Origin of the sequence: Nocardia sp. NPDC057455 (genome assembly GCF_042802775.1) — a bacterium.
Lineage (GTDB): Bacteria > Actinomycetota > Actinomycetes > Mycobacteriales > Mycobacteriaceae > Nocardia.
Map to the genome: position 1 here is coordinate 23,409 of NZ_JBHVDM010000056.1, position 20,230 is coordinate 43,638.

General features: G+C 67.9%; 15 protein-coding genes. 14 read left to right on the forward strand and 1 reads right to left on the reverse strand.

The window, feature by feature from the left end; all coding sequences use genetic code 11:
* The first annotated feature begins 199 nt into the window (after positions 1 to 199).
* From ACFU5M_RS22095 to ACFU5M_RS22155, 13 genes are all read left to right on the forward strand, one after another.
* A complete protein-coding gene (locus tag ACFU5M_RS22095) occupies positions 200 to 508 on the forward strand; it encodes a WXG100 family type VII secretion target (RefSeq protein ID WP_379052172.1) in 309 nt (102 codons plus the stop codon).
* A 43-nt stretch (positions 509 to 551) separates the two neighbouring features.
* A complete protein-coding gene (locus tag ACFU5M_RS22100; RefSeq protein ID WP_062975031.1) occupies positions 552 to 857 on the forward strand; it encodes a hypothetical protein in 306 nt (101 codons plus the stop codon).
* A 413-nt stretch (positions 858 to 1,270) separates the two neighbouring features.
* Positions 1,271 to 1,582 (forward strand): hypothetical protein, encoded by a 312-nt coding sequence (locus ACFU5M_RS22105; protein ID WP_379052175.1) that lies wholly within the window; start codon positions 1,271 to 1,273, stop codon positions 1,580 to 1,582.
* Between the two features lie 30 nt (positions 1,583 to 1,612).
* Positions 1,613 to 2,971: a PPE domain-containing protein gene (locus ACFU5M_RS22110; RefSeq protein WP_379052178.1), complete on the forward strand. Its 1,359-nt coding sequence runs from the start codon at positions 1,613 to 1,615 to the stop codon at positions 2,969 to 2,971.
* Positions 2,972 to 3,030: 59 nt separating this feature from the next.
* On the forward strand, positions 3,031 to 3,861 hold the full coding sequence (locus ACFU5M_RS22115; protein WP_379052180.1) for an ESX secretion-associated protein EspG: 831 nt from the start codon (positions 3,031 to 3,033) through the stop codon (positions 3,859 to 3,861).
* A gap of 34 nt (positions 3,862 to 3,895) precedes the next feature.
* Positions 3,896 to 5,461, forward strand: coding sequence for an AAA family ATPase (locus ACFU5M_RS22120; RefSeq protein WP_379052183.1), 1,566 nt, complete (start codon positions 3,896 to 3,898; stop codon positions 5,459 to 5,461).
* 28 nt (positions 5,462 to 5,489) lie between these two features.
* Positions 5,490 to 7,013, forward strand: a complete 1,524-nt coding sequence (eccD, locus tag ACFU5M_RS22125) for a type VII secretion integral membrane protein EccD (protein ID WP_379052185.1) — start codon at positions 5,490 to 5,492, stop codon at positions 7,011 to 7,013.
* On the forward strand, positions 7,013 to 8,371 hold the full coding sequence (gene mycP, locus ACFU5M_RS22130) for a type VII secretion-associated serine protease mycosin (protein ID WP_379052187.1): 1,359 nt from the start codon (positions 7,013 to 7,015) through the stop codon (positions 8,369 to 8,371). Before eccD ends, mycP begins: the two co-directional genes overlap by 1 nt.
* Positions 8,368 to 10,089, forward strand: coding sequence for a type VII secretion protein EccE (eccE, locus tag ACFU5M_RS22135; protein ID WP_379052190.1), 1,722 nt, complete (start codon positions 8,368 to 8,370; stop codon positions 10,087 to 10,089). Before mycP ends, eccE begins: the two co-directional genes overlap by 4 nt.
* Before the next feature lie 16 nt (positions 10,090 to 10,105).
* Positions 10,106 to 10,459, forward strand: coding sequence for a helix-turn-helix domain-containing protein (locus ACFU5M_RS22140; protein WP_040865466.1), 354 nt, complete (start codon positions 10,106 to 10,108; stop codon positions 10,457 to 10,459).
* 77 nt (positions 10,460 to 10,536) lie between these two features.
* Complete coding sequence (locus ACFU5M_RS22145; RefSeq protein WP_379052194.1) at positions 10,537 to 11,589, forward strand: discoidin domain-containing protein; 1,053 nt, start codon at positions 10,537 to 10,539, stop codon at positions 11,587 to 11,589.
* 1 nt (position 11,590) lies between these two features.
* Positions 11,591 to 12,268 (forward strand): hypothetical protein, encoded by a 678-nt coding sequence (locus tag ACFU5M_RS22150; protein WP_379052196.1) that lies wholly within the window; start codon positions 11,591 to 11,593, stop codon positions 12,266 to 12,268.
* A gap of 171 nt (positions 12,269 to 12,439) precedes the next feature.
* A complete protein-coding gene (locus ACFU5M_RS22155) occupies positions 12,440 to 17,383 on the forward strand; it encodes an NAD-glutamate dehydrogenase (protein WP_379052198.1) in 4,944 nt (1,647 codons plus the stop codon).
* A gap of 35 nt (positions 17,384 to 17,418) precedes the next feature.
* Here ACFU5M_RS22155 and ACFU5M_RS22160 read toward each other — a convergent pair whose 3' ends face one another.
* Positions 17,419 to 18,480, reverse strand: coding sequence for an SPFH domain-containing protein (locus tag ACFU5M_RS22160; protein ID WP_379052200.1), 1,062 nt, complete (start codon positions 18,478 to 18,480; stop codon positions 17,419 to 17,421).
* Between the two features lie 212 nt (positions 18,481 to 18,692).
* On the opposite strand from ACFU5M_RS22160, the gene ACFU5M_RS22165 reads away from it, so the two are divergent.
* Positions 18,693 to 20,225, forward strand: coding sequence for an amino acid permease (locus ACFU5M_RS22165; RefSeq protein WP_379052203.1), 1,533 nt, complete (start codon positions 18,693 to 18,695; stop codon positions 20,223 to 20,225).
* The last annotated feature ends 5 nt before the right edge of the window (positions 20,226 to 20,230 follow it).

The following is a 20,230-nucleotide window of genomic DNA, read 5'->3' on the forward strand; positions in this document are numbered from 1 at the left end:
GGAAATCCGAGATCCAGCGGCGGTGTTCGTTCCCGGAGAAAGCCAGGAGGTGCCGGTACTGGAGAAACCCCCGGTAATCGGTGTGGTCGATGACGTCGATGGCCCGATCCGCGCATCGACGATTCCGACGCACACGCTGTCAACGTCCTCGGCGAATCCGTCCGAGGCAAGGTAAACGCCTTATAGGATAGGAACAGATATGCCCATCGGCTACACCGGCGATCCGTCCGACATCAACGCCGTCGCCAAGAAGTTCTTCACGCACGCCGACACCTTCAAGAACCACATGGGTATTCTCGAGGGCATCAAGATGGAGTATGCGCCCGCCGTCCAGGGTGCGACCGGAAATGCCATCCAGCAGGCGATGCAGGGCGCTCTCGACAAGGGCGGAAAGCTGCACGCGACCTTCATGGAGATCGTCGACGCGCTGAACACCTCGGGTGCGACATTCGACAGTCAGGACCAGGAGAACGCGGCGCAGGTCAACAAATACAACCTCAATTTCTGATGCCTGATCTGCAGCAGAAAACAATAGGGAAAGGTTTCGGAAAATGGCTTTGAAGAACGATTACGATGCCGTCGAGGGTCTGGTCATCCGTACCGACAAGGTGCTCGGCGACATGACGGTCGACGCGGGGGAGCGCGACACGCTGGCGAAACTGCTCGCGCAGAACTTCCAGGGTGACGCCGGTACCTCCAACGGCGACCTGCAGACTCGCGTCAAGCAGCAGATCGACCAGTACAACGAGGCCCTGATGCAGCTGAAGGCCGCCACCAAGGGCGTGTCCGGCATCGACGGCCAGTTCCGTGTGGTGGATCAGGGCCAGGCCTCGCGGTTCTCGCAGATCGGGCTCTAGCGGCCCGTCGTTCGAATCGTCCTGCCGGTCAGCGCCCAGTGCCCGGGTCTCCGGTGATGGTCGATCGAACACGGTGGTCTTGGCGTTCGGTTGCTGCCGGGCGCTCGAGACGATACCGATCAATACCCGCTGTCACCCTCGACGAGTCCGTTCACGCGGACATCGTCGAGGGTGATCGCGTATCAGGGGCGTCTTCCGTGAGGGTGGGGGGAGACCAAGTCCGCGAATCGCGTCACGTGACGTTTTGATCGCTGTGGCCAGGGGGTCTTCTGTCGACGGTGCGAGGCTGTCGGCTCGGCGAATGGGTCTCGATTGATATTCCCACCTATGGGGATAGCTTAACGTTCTGATTGCACCGCTCGCTGTCGATGTACTACTCGCCAAGAGTGGGTACCGGTCGTTAGGAGACTTCCATGCACCTCGCTGTTGATCCGGATCATCTCCCGGTTATCGCTTCCCAACTCGGTGTCAGCGCGGAGGACTTGTTGCTGATGCTCGGTGCGGCCGCTCCCGTCGCTGTCCCGGCCCCGCCGGGTCTGGACGACGTGAGCGCGCTCATTCCCACCGCGTGTGCCAAGCAAGCGGCGTTGTTCTTCCCCACCACGGCGAACGGAGTCGCGCTGGGATGCGATGGTGCGGTCGCTCTGCCGGAGACAGGTGTCGCCTTCGCTGCCGGCGACGTGGCCGGTGGTGGCCAAGTGCTCAGTAGAGCCGCGGCGTTCTAGGCGCGGATAACCCGAGCGAAAGCTGATGAGATGCTTGCTGTCGTACTCGGCGCGTTGGCACCGGAGGCAATTATCGCCCCGCTGCTCGCCGGCGATGGGGCCACAACGACGCGGTTGACCGCGAAGGCCTATCAGGCTATGGCCGTGCAATTGCATACCGCCGCGGCCAACACCGACAGTTCGATGCTCCAGATGAGCGGCACGTTCCAAGCGCTTACTTCGGATCAAGCGCAGGCGGCGTTTCGCAAACACTCGGCATGGTTGCGTGAGCAGGCCACGGTGGCCGAGACGACCGCCGAGTTGCTGGATCGAGCGGCTGATATCTCCACCACGGCGAAGGCTGCTATGGGGGCGGTCGCCGCCAAGGTCGCTCAGGTCCGGGTGCAGGAGGGTATCGCGCTCGGTGGCGGCTTCGGCCCGTTGAGTGGGGCGGCGATCCTCGAAGCCGAGGCCGAGTTGGTCGCGCTCAGAGGGGCCGCTCTCGGTGTGATGGCCGGTTACGCTGCGGCATTGGTGCCCACACTTGCCGCACTGCCGCCACCGGTCGAGGCGCCGCCCATAGTGACCGGTGGCCCAGGGCCGGGCCCGCAGACGGACTACGCGTCGTACGACAACCCGACCGACCACACCGGAACCGACCTCACTCACTCGGAGACGTCCTCCAAGTCGACGGGAGATGGGCCGACCGGATCGGATAACGGCAACGGATCGGTCGACGATAAGACCCCGACCGATACGACTCAGCCATCGGATACGACCCAGCCGACTGATACAACGCAGCCGGCTGATACAACCCAGCCGACAGACCCGGCGAACCCCTCGACCGACCCCGACCAGTTGGCGCCGAACACCAATTCCGATCCCTGGTCCGGCGATTCGGGAATGAACGGCACAGGAGATGGAGCTACGGACCAGTCCTGGTTCTATGGCACCTCGCAGAACTCGCCGACATTGGCCGCATTGACTGGTGGGGCCGGAAGTCTCGTCGCGCTGAATATGGCTCGCGGCGGCCTTGGATCGATGCCGGGGGCTTCTACCGGATTCCGGTTGCCCGCCAGCTGGAATCCGGGAGCAGGCCGGGCATTCGGTGCCCTTCCGCAACAAGCGGCGTCCGGACCGATGGCCCGGAAGGGCCCGCCACGCGGTGCGGTCGCGCCGAAGGCGCGGATGCGGCGACGTCGCGATGACGAGAAGAAGCCGTCGAAGGTATTCATACCGGGCGAGCCTGAAGAGGTTCCAGTACTCGAGCAACCCCCTGTCATCGGGGTGATCGAATACGTGGACCGGGATAGCCAGGACGAACCGACGTCCGAATCGGAACTGGCGGTCGGCGTCATCGAGCGAAACGAAGACGAAGCGGTGCTCGCCTCCGCAGAACGGCTCCGGTGAAGCGCGCCGAGGTCGGATATTCAGTCGAAGGAGATGATCACGATGCATTCGAGGAAGGTGTGGAAGACGATCCAGTCGCTGTCGACCTGAACGTCGACGCCGCCTTGCTATTACAGCATCTGGTCGGCATCGACTCCTATCCGCCGGTATTGGCCCTGCTGCCGAATATCTACCGCCTCGAGGATCGGGATCGGGTGTATGCCGTAGTCGCCGCGCAGCTCACCGAAGTGGGCGTGCTCGAGGACGGTCGCGTGCACCCGGTCGTCGAGCATTGGCTCAGGTGTCTCTACCGGCCGGACGTGGAAATGGTCGTGCGGATCCTGAATACCGGGCTGGATGGCGAGCCGAAGGGAATGCTGCGGATGTCGCTTGTCCGCGCGGAGGAGACCCATGTGCTCGCCGTGCGCTCCGACGACGATGTCGTAATCCAGTCGGTGTTCCAGCAGGACCGCGAGCTCGGCACCTTGTCGGCCGCCGTCGCGTCCGCGCTCGGTCCGGCGCCGGCGTTACGGTTCGAGGCGATCGCGGCGACGGTCGAGCAATTCGGCGAGATTTCCGATGACCAGGACGAACGGCGGCGCGCCCTGGTAGAACTCGGTGCGGAACCACACGCCGCCGCAGTATTGAGCCGAGTGCTGGACGAGGTGGTCCGACGGGCGGAGGTGGTGATCATCGAGCACCACGACGGCAGCTCGGCGCAGCCCGAATTCGCCGTGCACGTGGTGGATACCCTGTCGGGGCGAATCATCGTGACTCCGAGCGTCGCGATGGACGGACGGAAATGGGCGACCTATGCCCCCGGCGACGATGCGGCCTTGCGGTCGGGCATCGGGGCGCTGATCGACCTGCTGCCAGGTCGAAGTTGGTTCGACACCAGCAGACTGAACTGAACGTCGGACCGTGGTTGTGGAGAGGACGACGGAGATGAACCGAGCACCGAGCATCAACGGTCATTCGGCCGAGTCCGCGCGCGCTCGCGGCGGTTATGACGCGTACTTCGCACCTACCAACGAGTCGGGGGACGCGGCCGTGACGCAGGGGCCCGCAGCCGAAACGCGTCAGGATGCCGACACCTTCACCCCCGTCGAACCGCCGCGTGAGCCACAGGTGCCCGCCGCGGCGGAACCCGATCACCGTGCGCAGAGCGTGATGGCGCCGCCGCCCACAGCGAGTGTGCCCCCGCCGCAGGTCGACACGCATCCGCCGCAGACCGGCGCACAACCTCCCAGGCCTGATGCGAGGCCGCCGCATGCGAGCGTTCCACCGCCGCAGGCGGGTCCGCCGCGGGATCACTCCGCCGCGCCGCCGACCGCGACGCAACCGCAAGTAGCCCAGCACCATTCGGCGCAGCAGCAGGCCGCCGAACAGTACTCGGCGGAACGAGCTGCCGAACCCTCCCAGGCGATCGCGCGCACCGACCCACCCGCGAATCAGCAATGGTCCTCCGGATCGGCGAGGCCCTGGGTTCCCGAGCGCGTCGATCACTCCGCCTACGAGCCGACGCCGCGGATCGAGGTGCTGCCCGCCGCGCTCAGCTCGATCGAACTGCTCGCCGATATCTCCGCCGCGAAGCGGGCGCAGCTGCGGTCCAACTCCGGCATGCGCGGCGCACTCAACAAAGTCGGCTTCAATCTGGGGCTTTCACCCGCCGAGCAGCGTGCCGAGGACCGCAAGACGCGCATTCGGCGCCAGCTCACCACGACCTATCAGATCGCGGTGATCAGCGTGAAGGGCGGCGTCGGGCGCACCACCACCGCGGCGACGCTCGGTTCGACCTTCGCCGGCCTGCGCCCGGACCGGGTGGTCGCCATCGACGCGAATCCGGACTTCGGCGACCTCTCCACCCGCACCTGCCGGCACCCGTACGGCCTGACTCTGCGCGATCTGGCGCAGGCGCAGAACCTCGACGCGTTCTCCGCGGTGCAGTCGTTCACCTCGATCAATTCGTCGGATCTCGCCGTGATCGCTTCACCGTGGTCCACCGAGGCCACCGAGGCGCTGTCCGGCCGCGAATACAGCACCGCGGTGGAAACCTTGCGCAAGCACTTCAATCTGCTGGTGGTCGACTGCGGGACCGGCGTGCTCGACTCGGTGACGGCGACGGTGCTGCAGACCAGCGACGCCGTCGTGGTGGTCACCCCGGCCACCGTCGGCGGCGTGACCGGCGCGGTGGCCACCCTGAACTGGCTGAGTTCACACGGTTTGCAGCACCTGATCGCCAAGTCGATCGTCGGCATCGTGCATCACCAGCCGTTGAAGCCGACCGTCGACGTCGACGCGATCGAGAAGCTGTTCGAAACCGCGCAGCGCCCCACCTGCGTGTTGCCCTACGACGCACACCTGGCCGAAGGTGGCGAGATCGACCTGCGGCTGCTGGAGAAGGAGACCGTGCTCGCGTACGAGGAGCTGGCCGCCTGGCTGGCCGATGGGTTCCCCGGCTACCTCTCCAGCGGCGCCGACAATTCCGGTGACCGCGGAGGGTGGCGATGAGCGGGCGTAGCGTCAGCGAGGCGGAGGCATGAGCACTGCCGTCGCGCCCGCGCCTGCCGGGACGCAGCCGTCGGCAGAGGTCGCACGGGCTCGTATCGCCGTGATGGTCTCCACCTATCAGGTCGACGTGGTGGTACCGACCAAGTTCACCATCGAGACGTTCATCGACGACCTGCTGGTCGTGCTGGCTTCGGCGATCGATGACGAGAGCGTCGATTTCACCCCGCCGCAGGGCCAGTGGAGCCTGGCCCGCCCGGGCGAGCCGCCGATTCCGCGCTGGCGCGCCCTGGCCGACCACGACGTCACCGACGGCACCGTCTTGATGCTGTCGGTCGTCGAATCGGCGGAGGTCTTCACGCCGGTGGTCGAGGACATCACCGACGCGCTCGCCCTGATCAACGAGCGCGAGTTCGCCGAGTTCGACGCGAACACCGCCGCCATCGTCGGGTTGACCGTCCTCGGCATCGGGGCCTCGGCGGTGGCCGCCATGCTGACCTGGTCGTGGACCATGACCGGTTCGACCTTGTGGTGCGGACTGCCCGCCCTGCTGCTCGGCGGGCTGGGCTGGGCGGCGGCCGCGCTGACCCATCGGCGCAACGCCCCGGCGAAGCTCTCCCTCGGCTTGACGCTGACGGCGACGCCGCTGCTGTTCGCCGGAGGCGCGATGCTGGTGCCGCCCGCCTACGGCCAGCCCGGCCCGCTCGCCGCGGCCAATCTGGCGGCCGGAGCCGTGGTCGCGGCCGTAGCCGCCGCCACCATGATGCGGTTGAGCAAGATGGGCATCGCGACCCTGATGGCGGTGACGGTGCTCGGCATCACGCTGACCGCCGCGGCCTTGCCGCTGACCTATGCCGATCTGTCCGTGGGGCAGGTGGCGGGCGGGACGGTGTTCGTCGCGATCGTGCTGCTGACCGCGGCGCCGCGCCTGGCCGTGGTCATCGCCCGCATCCGGCCACCGGATCTGCCCGATCCGGGCAATGAGGTCTCGCCCACCACGCTGACCGACATCTTCGACGCGGAGACGGTGCGCGAAGGTGACGAGCACACCGCCGTCGGCGAACAGCAGCGCCATGCCGACGAGGCCGGTATCGAGAGTCGCGCGCGGCTGGCGGTGACCAGCCTGCGCGGTCTGATGGCCGCGATCTCCGCCGTGCTCGCGGTCTCGGCGGTGATCTCGGCGGCGGTGAGTCCCGGTGGCATCCGTGAGATCGTCATGGCCGCCGCGATCGGTGGCCTGCTCGCGATGCGCGCGCGCTGGCACCCGGATCGGGTCCAGGCGATCGCGCTGGTCGCCGGAGCCGTGGTCACCGTCTGTGGCGTCGGCTTCGTCCTGGTCGGCGCCTACGAGAGTCCGGTCGCGCGCCTCGTGGTCGGCCTCGTGGTGGCGTCGGCGGCTTGTCTTGCCTGCGTCGCGGCGCTGCGACTGCCGGGCAAACGGCTGTCGCCGGTCACCCGCCGTGTCATCGACCTGGTGGAATACGCGCTGATCTTGGTGGTTCCGGTGATCGCCTTCTGGATCATGGGCGTCTACACCGCGATGCGAGGAATCTGATGAAGGTCGGCAGTGCCGCTGTGGCGGTTCTCGCCGGGGTGATGCTGGCCGTCCCCGCCGCCCCCGCGGTCGCGCTGGAGCCGCCCCAGGTCCTGGTAGGCGCACCGCCCGCGGACGACCCGCCGGGCCCAGAGCAGCCGATGAAGCAGGACAAAGGCTGCCTGGCCGCGGGTGTGCTGCCGGACAGCGACCTCACCCGCACTCCACCGGCGGAACTGGCGCTGGATCTGCGCCGCGCCAAGGCGCTGAGCCGGGGCGGGGGAGTGACCGTGGCCGTCATCGACACCGGAGTGCAGCCGCACCCGCGCCTGCCCAATCTGGTCGGCGGTGGCGACTATCTCGCCGCGGGCGGCGACGGACTGTCCGACTGCGATGCGCACGGCACGCTGGTCGCCGGAATCATCGGCGCGACTTCCGATCCCGGGGACGGCTTCGCCGGGGTGGCGCCGGATGCTCGGATCATCTCCATCCGCATCCGCTCAGGCGCGTTCAGTCCCGAACGACCGAGTTCCGACCAGAGCCAGCGCACCGCCATCGACATCCGGACGCTCGCGCGGGCGATCACGCGCGCCGCGAACCAAGGCGCCGGTGTGATCACCGTGTCGCTGCCGATCTGCATGCCGGTGGACGCGCAGGTGGACCAGTCCATGCTGTCGGCGGCTATCGGCCATGCCGTCCATGTGCGCGGCGCGCTCATCGTGACCGGCGCGGGCAACGCAGGCGGCGGCGCCAACTGCGCGCAGAATCCGGACATCGATCCGACGCGCCCCGGCGACCCGCGCAACTGGCGCGACGTGAAGACCATCTCCACGCCGGGGTGGTTCGGCGCCGATGTGCTCACGGTGGGATTCACCACCGCGACCGGCGCGCCCATGCCGGATTCGCTTACCGGACCGTGGATTTCGGTCGCCGCACCCGGCACCGGCATCGAATCGCTCGGCCCCGGCGGCGGTGGCCTGATCAACGGCGTCGGTGAACCGGACAAACTCGTGCCGGTCGGTGGCGCGTCGTTCGCCGCGGCCTACGTCAGCGGGGTGGCCGCTCTGCTGCGGTCGCGTTTCCCCAACGAGAGCCCGCGCGAGATCGCCGCCCGCCTGCAGGCCAGCGCGCACGCCCCGGCGCGCGGCATCGACAACGTGGTGGGCGCGGGCGTGATCGACCCACTCGCCGCCCTGAGCTACCGCACACCGCCGCAGCAACCGGCGGGCCTGTTCCGGTCCGCGGAACTGCCCGTGCCCCCTCCGCCGCGGGCGAAGGATTCGCGGCCCGCGATCACCGCGACCGTCATCATCCTCGCCGCCGTGCTGCTCGGCGTCGCGGGCAGTCACCTGAACTCCGTGATGCGGAGGCGCCGGTGAGCTTTCCGAGCGTACGGGTCGCCGGCGTGGAGCGTGGTCCGTTCGCCGCCTTCGTCGTCGTCGGCAGCCCGCTGCTGGTCGGGCTGGCGGCGAAGACGCCGTGGTGGGTGAGCGCGGTGATGGTCACGGTCCTGGTCGTGACGGTGACCGTCCGGGTGAACGAACGAACCGCGGTTCGCTGGCTGCTCGACTGGGCGGCCTACCGGAAAGGCCGCACCGCCCGGGCGCGCGAACGCACGCAGGCCGCCACGATCCGGGACGTGCAGGTGGCCGCGGGTGTGTGCGGCGTCAACGAGGCGGGCAGCACGCTGATCGCGATGATCCAGCTCGCGCCGAATCTGGACCTGCCCACCGTCATCGCCGAGCGAACCCTGTACACCGAGGACACCATCTCGGTCGACATGCTGTTTCCGCTGCTGGATCAGTTCGGCATCGCGGTCGACATCGACATCGTCACGACCGGGCAGCGGGTCCGTTCCACCGGCAGCTACAGCATGCTCTACGACCAGCTGATCGGTTCGCACCCGGTAATCGGCGACCGGCTCACCTGGCTGGTGGTCCGGCTCGACCAGGAGCGCAACCTGGCGGCGCTGAGCAAGCGTGGTCCGTGCGCGGTGGTCGCCCCCAAAGCTCTGGCAAGCGCCACGCATCGGATCGCGGGCCGGTTACGTGAGCGGGGCATCGCGGCGCACGCGCTGCCCGCCGCCGCCCTGCGGGACGCGACGCGCCTGCTGCACGCGGGAGTCGAGCTCTCCGATCTCCGGGAGACCTGGAGCAACCTGGAGTCGTCGGTGCCCGGCCGGTGTGTGACGAGCTTCCTGATCGACTGGACCCGGCTGGGTGGGGAGAGTCTGGACGACTGCTGGAGCTGGAACCGCGGCCGCACCACCCTCGTGGTGAGCTTGACCGACGACACGGGGGGGCCGCGCGCCATCGTCCGGTTCATCGGTCCCGCGGTCACCACCGAACCCCCGGACTATCTGCGACTCCTGCGCGGCGCCCAATCCACCGCCTTGCTGGCATCGTTGCCCACCGGCTCCTCCCTCCGCGCACTGCGTGGCTTCGAGTCCGGCGCCGACATCGCACCCGAGGATCTCGTCACCGACCTGGCCATCGCGATCGGCCCGAACGGCCAGATCCTCGGCGCGATCAGCGGGCAACCGCGCCACACTCTCGCGCTGCCGCTGTTCGATCCGGCTCGGTTCAACCCGCGCAGGCGCACTATCGACGTGCACGCCAGGTTGCCCGTCGCCCAGCAGATCATCCTGCGGGCGATGGTGGTCGGCGCGGACGTGGAGATCCATTCGGCGCGTCCGGACAGCTGGCGCCAGCTGGTGAGCGCGGTCGGCGACCCGCGTTCCATGCGCCTGGCCGATCCGGGCGACGGGCGTACCGGCACGCAAACCACCGAGGCGGAGACCCCGGCCACCATCGCGGTCTTCGATCACCTGCCGCCGCGTGCGTCGAGCGCGCACACGACGGTCACCATCAGCGAGCCCGGCGGTCCGCGCAGGCGTGCGGTCGATCTCGCGATCAACCAGGTCAGCGCGACCGCGGTGGACGTGAGTATTCCGATGCGCACGGTGCGCGTCGACCTGATCGAGCCGAGAGGCGAGACACGTTATTTCGAAACCGTCGACGGACCGCCCGCGCACAACGCGGGGGCATCGGGACCCGTGGTTGCACCTCCGCAACCCGGTGGCCGTCGCGTGAGCTGATGGGAGCGGTCGGTTAATGTCTATCACCGTGGTAGCGGACACCCATTCCGATGGCGGCGATCTGACTCATCAGGACGCCGGGGACGCGCTGACCCCCAGACAGGCCGCGGCGGCGATCTTCTCCAGCCGGTTATCGGAGCTGATCGCCGAATCCGTGGTCTCGACCGAGGACGGATCGACGCGGTCGCTGACGCTCTACTCGCTGGCACAGCACCTGGAGTTGGCCTATCCGGACGTGCCGGTGTCGCAGTCCGGCCTGTACCGGCTGATCCACGGTGACGCGATCCCGCGGCTGGATTTGGTGATCGCGCTGGCGCGGGTGTTCGACGTGCCGCCGGAGTACTTCGTGACCGAGGAGAAGAAGCGCTGACCTGATCGGTCGGCTGTTCTCCGCAGCGGGAATAGCATCAGCTCGGCGGCCGGCTCGGGCCCGATACGATCCGGACCATGCCCGCCGAGGACCCGGGAGACGTCTTTCTCCGTCATCGAGGTGCGGTCCTCGACGCACTGCTCTCCGATCCTTCGTTCGGCTCCTCCGCCACACCGTCGGTCGGCGGCGTGGAACTCGGCGGCAGTGCGGACTCCGGCGACAGCACGGACTTCGGCGCCGCATCGCTCGGGTTGCCCGATCTGGACTCGGAGCCGCAGGAGGTCGCGCCGCGGCGTCGCGCTGGTGACGGCCCGAAGGCGAGCGAGCGAATCCTCGCGCTGCTGAACGGGCAGGCGCAGGACTCGGCTCCGGCGATGGAACTCGGGAACGACTATTCCTCGGTCGCGGCGAGATCGAACGCGCCCACCGCGCCGGAACCGGAACCGGAACGCGCATCCGCCGCACCGTCCGAGCGGCTCGCGCCAGCGCAGCAACTGGCCAAGGATGCGCTGGTCCAACTGCGCAAACCCAGGGTCGCGCTGATCGTCGCCGCGGTGGTCGCCGTACTGCTGGTGTTGCTGCTGGTCACCACCGGCGGCAAGGAGAAGAACACGGCGAACGATCAGCTTCTGGTCGTCACGCCGCCGCCGAGCTCCGCGGCGCCCGCTACCTCGGCCGCACCGCCGGCGAGTTCGATCATCCAGGTGAAGTCCGCGGACTCGAAGTGCCCGCCCGGCAGTACCTCGGCGATGGACGCTTTCGGCGGCCAGACGGGCAAGGCGTGGTCGTGCGTGCGCGCCTACAAGGTCGACGGCCAGGTCATCACCATCGACCTGGGCAAGACCTATCAGATCGACTCGATCGGCATCGTTCCAGGCTGGGATCACATCAGCGCGGACGGCACCGATCAGTGGGCGAAATACCGCACTGTGAGCCGGGTTTCCTATCAGTTCGACGACGGCAACAAGACCGTTTACACGCAGCCGACCCTCGACCAGCGGACTCTGGTGGTGACCAAGCTCGAGCCCGCGGTGAGCGCCTCGAAGATCGTGCTGACCGTGCTGGAGTCCAAGGGCGATTCGTCGATCAACACCACCGCGATCTCCTCCATCGTCGTCACGGGGCGCTGAGGTGTCCACGCTGCCCGAACTGGTCTGCCAGTACTGCTCGCACCGCAACACCGGCGCGGATTCTCGCTGCGCGCACTGTGGCGCGCCGCTGCGCACGGCCGTGGACACGGTGCGAGCCGCCGCGGAAAAGCTGCCCACCCAGGTCGCCGAAGTCGCCGAGAAGGTCGGCGGCGAGGCCGAAAAACTTGTGCACAAGGCGTATCCGCGGTGGCAGTGGCAGGCGGTCGGGGTGCTGCTGCTGTTGATGGTGGTGGCCGCGGTCTTCGCCGTCCGGTCCTGTTCGCTGTCGCTGCCGTCTCTGCGGGGATCCGCGCCGGTCCAGGCCATGCCGGATCTGCTGCGCACGGCGGCGACCTGCCAGCCGCTGGATTCCGGTGGGCAGCGGGAGAAGTGCGTCATCGCCGCCACGGACCCGATGCTCTTCGGCGGTATCGCGGGCGGCCGGGACGTGACCTTCTACGCCGAACTGGTCCCGCAGGATCGCCTGGCCGACAGCATTTCTCGATGGCGCGGCGCGGGCGGCTCCGCTCTCGTCGATGGCCCCGTCTACGCCGCGATCGGTCCGTCGGCAACCGTTTGGTACGCCGACACCCGGACGGGGCTGCGATTGGAAACGGGCACCTTCGCCGGTCGCGCGGGGGCCCAGACCTTCTTGTCGCGGGCGGGACTGGTCCGCTGACCGGACCGCGCCCCTTCCGCCGGAGTTCAGAAAATCCCTGATCCGGGACGGCGTTATCCATGTCCGTCCTGGAAGATTATTGTTACACTGTTGATTGTGCCGTTATCCAGCGGTACGTTATTTGAAGTACGAAACACGTACGGGTGCAGTTCTCGGGAAGGCAACGGATCGATGGTGGCAACCACCCAGCAGACGATTTCATCGAAGCGGTTCCGCGATGATCCGACCGATCTGGAGGCGGCTTATTTCCGGTGGATCCAGCCGGGTTCCTCGGCCTCGGCGATCACCGACCGGGCCGAGCGGATCTTCCGTCAGCATCTGGAGCTGGCGGCCACCCGCGCGCCCGGTTCGGCGACCACCAGGGTCTACCGTCCGGACGACAGCGCGGGGGTCGGCGCCGCGATCCAGATCGTCAACGACGACATGCCGTTGCTGGTCGACTCGGTGACCGCCGCGCTGCGCCGCCTGGGCGCGACGGTCACCGAAATCGTGCATCCCGTGTTCGACGTCTCGCGCGACGCCGACGGCCGGGTCCTGGCCATCGCGCCGCGCGACGGCGTGGCCGAGCCGGCCGGGGAGACGGACGGACATACGCTGCGCGAGTCGTGGATTCACGTGCAACTGGGCGCGGGTCTGTCCGACGAACTGGTGGATCGGATCGAACAAGCGCTGCCGCCGCTGCTGGCCGACCTGCGCCGGGTGGCCGACGACACGCCGACCATGGTCGAGGTGCTCAATACCGTTGCCGATCAACTGGATCAGGCCGCGCAATGGGCGGGCGACGCGGAGATCCCGCAAACCGCCGGGTTGCTGCGCTGGCTGTCCGACGGGCACTTCACGCCGCTCGGCTACGGCTACTACCACTTCCGCCGCTCCGCGCCGAGCGCGAACGCCGACTTCGAACCGTGGCAGCTGCCGGGCACCGGGCTCGGCGTCCTCGGCAACGGCGCCGACGCCGATATCAGCGTGCCCGTGGTCGGCGCGAAGCGCACCGTCCTGCGGATGGCCAATGGATCGGTGGACTCGCTGCTGCCCGGATCGCGGGACTTGTACTTCATCAGCGTGGCCGACTACGGCGCGAGCGATCCGAGCGGCCGCGCGGCCTGGGGCGACACCGTCAAGATGGTGAAGGGCGAACACGTCTTCGTCGGCACCTTCACCGTCGCCGGCCTGCACGAGAACATCCTCGACATCCCGGTGATCTCGCGGCGCGTGCTGCAGGTCATCGAATGGGCGGGCTTCGGCCTCGACTCGTTCTCCGGCCAGGCCATGCTGGAGATGATGCAGTCGTTCCCGCGGGTGGAGCTGTTCTCCACCGACGCGCGCAGGCTGTTCGAAACCGTCTCCGCGGTCATGAATCTCGGTTTGCGGCGGCAGGTTCGGTTGTTCATCCGGCGCGATTCGCGCAGCGACACCATCTACTGCCTGGTCTACATGCCGCGCGACCGCTACTCCACCGAGGTTCGCGTGCGCATGGGTGACATCTTGCGCGAGCAGTTCGATGCCGAGCAGATCGCGTACTCGGCGCGGGCCACCGAATCGGAACTGGCCGTCGTCTACTTCACGGTGCACCGCAAGCCGGGCGCCGAGGCCGCCGACATCTCCGAGGAGAGCCGCGAGCGAATCCAGGAGTTGCTGCTGGCGACGACCTGGACCTGGAGCGACCGCCTGGTCGCCGAGGCGGCGGGCGTCTCCGACGTGCCGCAGGCGCTGGTCACCGAGTACGCGGCGGCCTTCCCGGCCAGCTACCAGCAGGAGCACGAGCCCGCGCACGCGCTCAGTGATCTGCGCCGCCTCGAGCGGCTGTCCGACGGCGCGATCGACACCGACCTCTACCGCCAGGGCGACCCGGGCTCGGCCGAATGGCGATTCACGCTCTACGTCGCGGGCGAGGGCATCTCGTTGAGCCGGGTGCTGCCGGTGCTGCACAGCCTCGGGGTGGAGGTGGTCGACGAGCGGCCCTATCGCATCACGCTGGCCGACCGGCCGGACCGCTGGATCTACGACTTCGGGCTGCGGGTGACCGCCGCGCCGCTGCGGGAAGCGCTCGACAGCGAGCCGCCCGCGCAGCTCGGGCACTCCGTGGATGCGGCGTCACTGCCGGAAACCAGTGTGCGGCGGCGTTTCCCGGACGCCGTGACCGCGATGTGGTTCAACCGCGCAGAGGTCGACGGACTGAACGAACTGGTACTGCGGGCCGGCTTGCACTGGCGTGAGGTGGCTCTGCTGCGCGCCTATGCGAAGTATCTGCAACAGGCCGGTTTCGCCTACACCTTCGGGAATATCACCCGTGTCCTGCTCACTCATCCGGAGACGGCGCGGTCGTGCACCGACCTGTTCGCCGCGTACTTCGACCCGGACGGCGTCGGCACGGAGGCCACGGACCGGGCGGCGGAGATCGCCGAGCGGGTGCAGGCCGAGATCGATGCCGTGGTCAGCCTGGACACCGACCGCATCCTGCGCGCCCTGTTCGGCCTGATCGAGGCGACCTTGCGGACCAACTACTACCGGCGCGACGAGACGGGCGCAGCGCTGGACTACCTGTCGGTCAAGCTGAATCCGCACGCGATCGCCGAACTGCCGAAACCGAAGCCGCAGTTCGAGATCTTCGTGTACTCGCCTCGGGTGGAGGGTGTGCACCTGCGTTTCGGGTCGGTGGCGCGTGGTGGTCTGCGGTGGTCGGATCGGTTGGAGGATTTCCGTACCGAGATTCTCGGTCTGGTGAAGGCGCAGGCGGTGAAGAACGCGGTGATCGTGCCGGTCGGCGCGAAGGGCGGTTTCGTGGTCAAGCAACCGCCCGCGGCCACCGGCGATCCGGCAGTGGACCGGCAGGCGTTCGGCGCGGAAGGCATCGCCTGCTACCGCACGTTCATCTCCGGCCTGCTGGACATCACCGACAACGTGGACCGCGCGACCGGTGCGGTGCTCCCGCCCGCGCAGGTGGTGCGCCGCGACGGTGACGACACCTACCTGGTAGTGGCCGCGGACAAGGGCACTGCGACGTTCTCCGATATCGCCAATGATGTGGCCCAGAGTTACGGCTTCTGGTTGGGTGACGCGTTCGCCTCCGGCGGTTCGGCCGGCTACGACCATAAGGCGATGGGCATCACGGCCAAGGGTGCGTGGGAGAGCGTGAAGCGGCACTTCCGTGAGATGGAACTCGACACCCAGACCCAGGACTTCACCGTGGTCGGTGTCGGTGACATGAGTGGCGATGTGTTCGGCAACGGCATGTTGTTGTCGGAGCACATTCGTCTGGTGGCCGCGTTCGACCACCGGCACATCTTCCTCGACCCCGACCCGGACGCGGCGCGTTCCTATCGGGAGCGGCAGCGGATGTTCGCGTTGCCGAGGTCGTCGTGGGCGGATTACGACACGTCGCTGATCAGTCCCGGCGGCGGTGTCTACGATCGGTCCGCCAAGGCGATCCCGGTGACGCCGGAGGTGCGCGCTGCCCTCGATCTGCCCGCGAGCGTGACCACCTTGTCGCCGCCGGAGATGATGAAGGCCATTCTCGTGGCCCCGGTCGATCTGCTGTGGAACGGCGGTATCGGCACCTACATCAAGGCGAGTACCGAGACCAATGCCGAGGTGGGCGACAAGTCCAACGACGCGGTCCGGGTGAACGCCGACCAGCTGCGGGTCAAGGTGATCGGCGAGGGCGGCAACTTGGGTGCGACGGCGCTGGGCCGGATCGAGTTCTGCCGCAACGGCGGGCGGATGAATACCGACGCGCTGGACAACTCGGCGGGCGTGGACTGCTCCGACCACGAGGTCAACATCAAGATCCTGCTCGATGCCGTTGTCTCCAGTGGCGAACTCGCTGTCGCCGAGCGTAATCCGCTGCTGGCCTCGATGACCGACGAGGTCTCCGACCTGGTGCTGCGGGACAACATCTCGCAGAATTTCCGGCTCGGGATGTCCCGGGCCGACGCGGCCGGCATGTCGGGAGTGCACGGCAGGATGATCAACGACCTCGAACAGCGTCGCGGTCTGGACCGCGAGCTGGAGGCACTGCCGACCGAAGCGGAGCTGGCCCGTCGCGCCGCCGAAGGGAATGGCCTCACCTCGCCCGAGCTGGCGAATCTCATGGCGCACGTGAAGCTTTCGCTCAAGGCGGACCTGCTGGCCGGCGATCTGCTCGACAGCGCGGCGTTCGCGTCGGTGCTGCCGGCCTACTTCCCCGCGCCGCTGCGCGAGCGGTTCGCGCAGGCGATCGGCAGGCACCCGCTGCGCCGCGAGATCGTGGCCACCGTCGTGGTCAACGAGATGGTGGACTACGGCGGCATCACCTACGCGTTCCGGCTCGCGGAAGAGGCCGGGGCGACCACCGACGACGCGGTGCGCGCCTACCGGGCGGCGGTGGAGATCTTCGACCTGCACGATCTCTGGCAGCGGATCAGGCAGACGCCGATGTCCACGGCGGCGCGCAACGAACTGGAGCTGGAGACCAAGCGCACCCTGGACCGGGCCGCACGCTGGCTGCTGTCCAACCGGCCGCAGCCCATCGCGATCGGTGCGGACATCGCCAGGTACCGCGACGGCGTGCGCGCCCTGTCGGTCCAGGTGCCCGGGTGGCTGACCGGCTACCTCACCGACGATCTCGCCGCACGCTCGCGGGGGTCGATCGCTCGCGGCGCGCCGCGGGAACTGGCCGAGGAGACCTTCGGGCTGATCCACCGCTTCGGGCTGCTGGACGTGCTCGACCTGGCCGATATCGCCGACCGCGAGGCCGCGGAGGTCGCGGTGCTGTACTACGCGCTCAACGAGCACTTCCAGATCGAACGGCTGCTGACCGCGGTCGGCAAGCTGGAGCGTGGTGGGCGCTGGCGGGCGCTGGCCCGGCTCGCGGTCCGCGAGGATCTCTACGGTTCGTTGCGGTCGCTCACCCTCGATGTGCTGACCGCGACCGAACCGCAGGACAGCACCGCCGAGAAGATCGCGTACTGGGAGTCGACCAACCGTTCGCGGCTGGCCCGTGCGGGAGCGTCGCTGGCGCAGATCTTCGCCGCCGAAACGCACGATCTCGCCGCGCTCTCGGTGGCGGCACGGCAGGTCCGCGGCTTGGTCAGCGGCGGTGACGCGACGGCCGTCGCACCGACGGTCGCTGGCTGATCGGCCGCACGATGCCCGGAGGCAGGCGCTCGGCGTCAGCCTCCGGGCATCGGCGTTCCGCACTCGCCGCAGAACTTGGCGCCGGGACTCGATTGCGCGCCGCAGCTCGGGCAGTGCCGTGGTTGCGGGGCCAGGCGCGCCCCGCAGTTCATGCAGAACTTGGCGCCGGCCGGATTCGCGGCCTGGCAAGCGGCGCATGAGCTCTGGGCAGGCTCCGGCGCCGCGGCAGGCAGCTGCGGCGCGGGGGAGGGATTTCCGACCTGGTGGCCGATGGCGTTCAAACTCAGTGCCGCGCCGAGGAATCCGCCTTCCATACCGTGGTGTCCGCGCGCGAACCCCTGGCTCGCGCCGAGTGCGAGCTCGCCCGCGGCATAGCGCTGGAAATCGCCGGTGAGGCTGATGTACTTGACGTCCTTGGCGAGTCGCTTCAGCCGGTCGGCGTCTTCCGGCGCCAGGCTGATGTCGAAGTTGCCCATCCGCGAGATGCGCAGCCCGTATTCATAGAGCGCGGTATTGGTCTGGCGCAGCACGGCGCTCTCGATCGGCTGCAATTGCGCCGAGAGCCCGAGTACCGGCCATTCGCCGCGCGCGACCCCTCGGGTCACCGCCATCTTCATGGCTTTGAGTAGCAGGTCGGCGCACCAGCTCTGCACCCGATCCTGGTCGGTGAGATCGGCGGTGCCCGCGAGTGCGGTCAGCAACTCGGCCGGGTCGCGAACGGTCAGGGCGAACTCGCCGAAGACGCGCAGCGTCACCACCTGCTCGCTGACCGGGTCGAGGATGTCGTCCAGCCGGCCGCCGAAGCGTATCCCGGGGAACTCTCTCGTGGAAACGAAATACAGTTCGGCGCGGTAGTAGTTGCCGCCGGTGAGGGTGTCGACGAGCGCACCGAGCACAGGTAACTCGTCGGCGTCGATACGGTGGCGTCCCGGGCCCATCGCGGCCACCACTCGCCCGGACTTGACGAACAAGGCGAGCTGGTCGGCATTGACCATCGCGCGGCTGTACCGGCGGATGTTGACGTCCGGCCACTTGTAGACCAGCTGATTCTTGCGGTCCTCGGGGACCGCGATGAATTCCCGTTCGAACCAGGCCATCTGCGCTCCCTCGTCCCGTTTGTCCCATTGAGCGTACCGATATCTGGTGGCACGATCAACGAATCCTGACGTGATCGCCCCTGCTCGGATGCCCTTTTCTCAAAGTTCTTGATGTCCAGCGTGTTACAACATGCCAATCGCTATTGAACGTGCCGCTATGTAACGGTACATTGAGCGAAGTTATGATCGCCGTCACCTGAAAGGCCATCGCCATGACCACAGTTCGACCACCAGCGGATGCGCCCGCGCAGGCTGCCGCGCTCGAAGACGAGGACTCGGGCTATCACAAGTCGCTGCGCCCGCGTCAGCTGCAGATGATCGCGATCGGTGGGGCGATCGGCACCGGGCTGTTCCTCGGTGCGGGTGGCCGGCTGGCGAGTGCGGGCCCTGGCCTGTTCATCGTTTACGCCATCTGCGGCGTGTTCGTGTTCTTCATCCTGCGGGCGCTCGGCGAGCTGGTGTTGCATCGCCCCTCCTCGGGATCGTTCGTCTCCTACGCCCGTGAGTTCTACGGCGAGAAACTGGCCTTCGCGGTCGGGTGGATGTACTTCTTCCACTGGTGCATGACCGGGATCGTAGACATCACCGCCATCGCGACGTATGTCCATTTCTGGGGAGCGTTCGAGGCGATACCGCAGTGGTTGATCGCTCTGGTCTCGCTCGCGGTAGTGGTGAGCATCAACCTCGTCTCGGTGAAGTGGTTCGGCGAGCTCGAGTTCTGGGCCGCGCTGATCAAGGTGATCGCGCTGATCACCTTCCTGATCGTCGGCACCGTGTTCCTCGCGGGCCGCTTCAAGATCGATGGCCAGGTCACCGGCCCGAGCGTGATCGGCGATCACGGCGGGCTGTTCCCGAGCGGGTTGCTTCCGCTGGTCCTGGTCACCACCGGTGTCGTCTTCGCGTACGCCGCAGTGGAACTGGTCGGCACCGCGGCCGGTGAGGCGGAGAACCCGGAGAAGATCATGCCGCGCGCGATCAACTCGGTGATCGCCCGGATCGCGCTGTTCTACGTGGGTTCGCTGGTGCTGCTCGCGCTGCTGCTGCCCTACACCGCGTTCAAGAACGGTGAGAGCCCCTTCGTCACCTTCTTCTCGCGCCTCGGTGTGGACGGAGCGGGCTCGGTGATGAACCTCGTCGTGCTGACCGCGGCGTTCTCCAGCCTGAACGCCGGTCTCTACTCGACCGGCCGCATCCTGCGCTCGATGTCGATGAACGGCAGCGCGCCCACCATCGCGGCGCGCATGTCGCGCGGCGGTGTGCCCTACGTCGGCATCCTCGCCACCGGCGCGGTCGCGCTGATCGGCGTCGGCCTGAACGCGGTGGTGCCCGAGCAGGCCTTCGAGATCGTGCTGAACATGTCGGCGCTGGGCACCATCTTCGCGTGGACCGCGATCGTGGTCTGCCAGCTGCAGCTGTGGCGCTGGTCGCGCACCGGCCGTGCGGAGCGTCCGTCCTTCCGGTTGATCGGCGCGCCGTACACGAGCTACGCGACGCTGGTGTTCCTGGCGACCGTGGTCGTGCTGATGGCCTTCAGCGATGACCACGTGCAGCGTGGTGCGGTGATCACGATGGTCGTCATCATGGCTCCCGCGCTGGTGGGCGGCTGGTTCCTCGCCCGCAAGCGGGTGTTGCAGATCGCGGAGATCCGCCAGGGCATCACCGGGCAGTTCCCGGTCCTGGCCGAGCGGCCGCGCCGCGAATCGGGCGACCCGGTGGTGATCCTCGACAAGCCCGACGAAGAGTGAAGCAG

Coding starts and splice junctions, on each gene's coding strand:
- ACFU5M_RS22095 (WP_379052172.1), top strand. CDS start 200: ATGCCCATCGGCTACACCGGCGATCCGTCCGACATCAACGCCGTCGCC.
- ACFU5M_RS22100 (WP_062975031.1), top strand. CDS start 552: ATGGCTTTGAAGAACGATTACGATGCCGTCGAGGGTCTGGTCATCCGT.
- ACFU5M_RS22105 (WP_379052175.1), top strand. CDS start 1,271: ATGCACCTCGCTGTTGATCCGGATCATCTCCCGGTTATCGCTTCCCAA.
- ACFU5M_RS22110 (WP_379052178.1), top strand. CDS start 1,613: ATGCTTGCTGTCGTACTCGGCGCGTTGGCACCGGAGGCAATTATCGCC.
- ACFU5M_RS22120 (WP_379052183.1), top strand. CDS start 3,896: ATGAACCGAGCACCGAGCATCAACGGTCATTCGGCCGAGTCCGCGCGC.
- eccD (WP_379052185.1), top strand. CDS start 5,490: ATGAGCACTGCCGTCGCGCCCGCGCCTGCCGGGACGCAGCCGTCGGCA.
- mycP (WP_379052187.1), top strand. CDS start 7,013: ATGAAGGTCGGCAGTGCCGCTGTGGCGGTTCTCGCCGGGGTGATGCTG.
- ACFU5M_RS22140 (WP_040865466.1), top strand. CDS start 10,106: ATGTCTATCACCGTGGTAGCGGACACCCATTCCGATGGCGGCGATCTG.
- ACFU5M_RS22145 (WP_379052194.1), top strand. CDS start 10,537: ATGCCCGCCGAGGACCCGGGAGACGTCTTTCTCCGTCATCGAGGTGCG.
- ACFU5M_RS22155 (WP_379052198.1), top strand. CDS start 12,440: ATGGTGGCAACCACCCAGCAGACGATTTCATCGAAGCGGTTCCGCGAT.
- ACFU5M_RS22160 (WP_379052200.1), bottom strand. CDS start 18,480: ATGGCCTGGTTCGAACGGGAATTCATCGCGGTCCCCGAGGACCGCAAG.
- ACFU5M_RS22165 (WP_379052203.1), top strand. CDS start 18,693: ATGACCACAGTTCGACCACCAGCGGATGCGCCCGCGCAGGCTGCCGCG.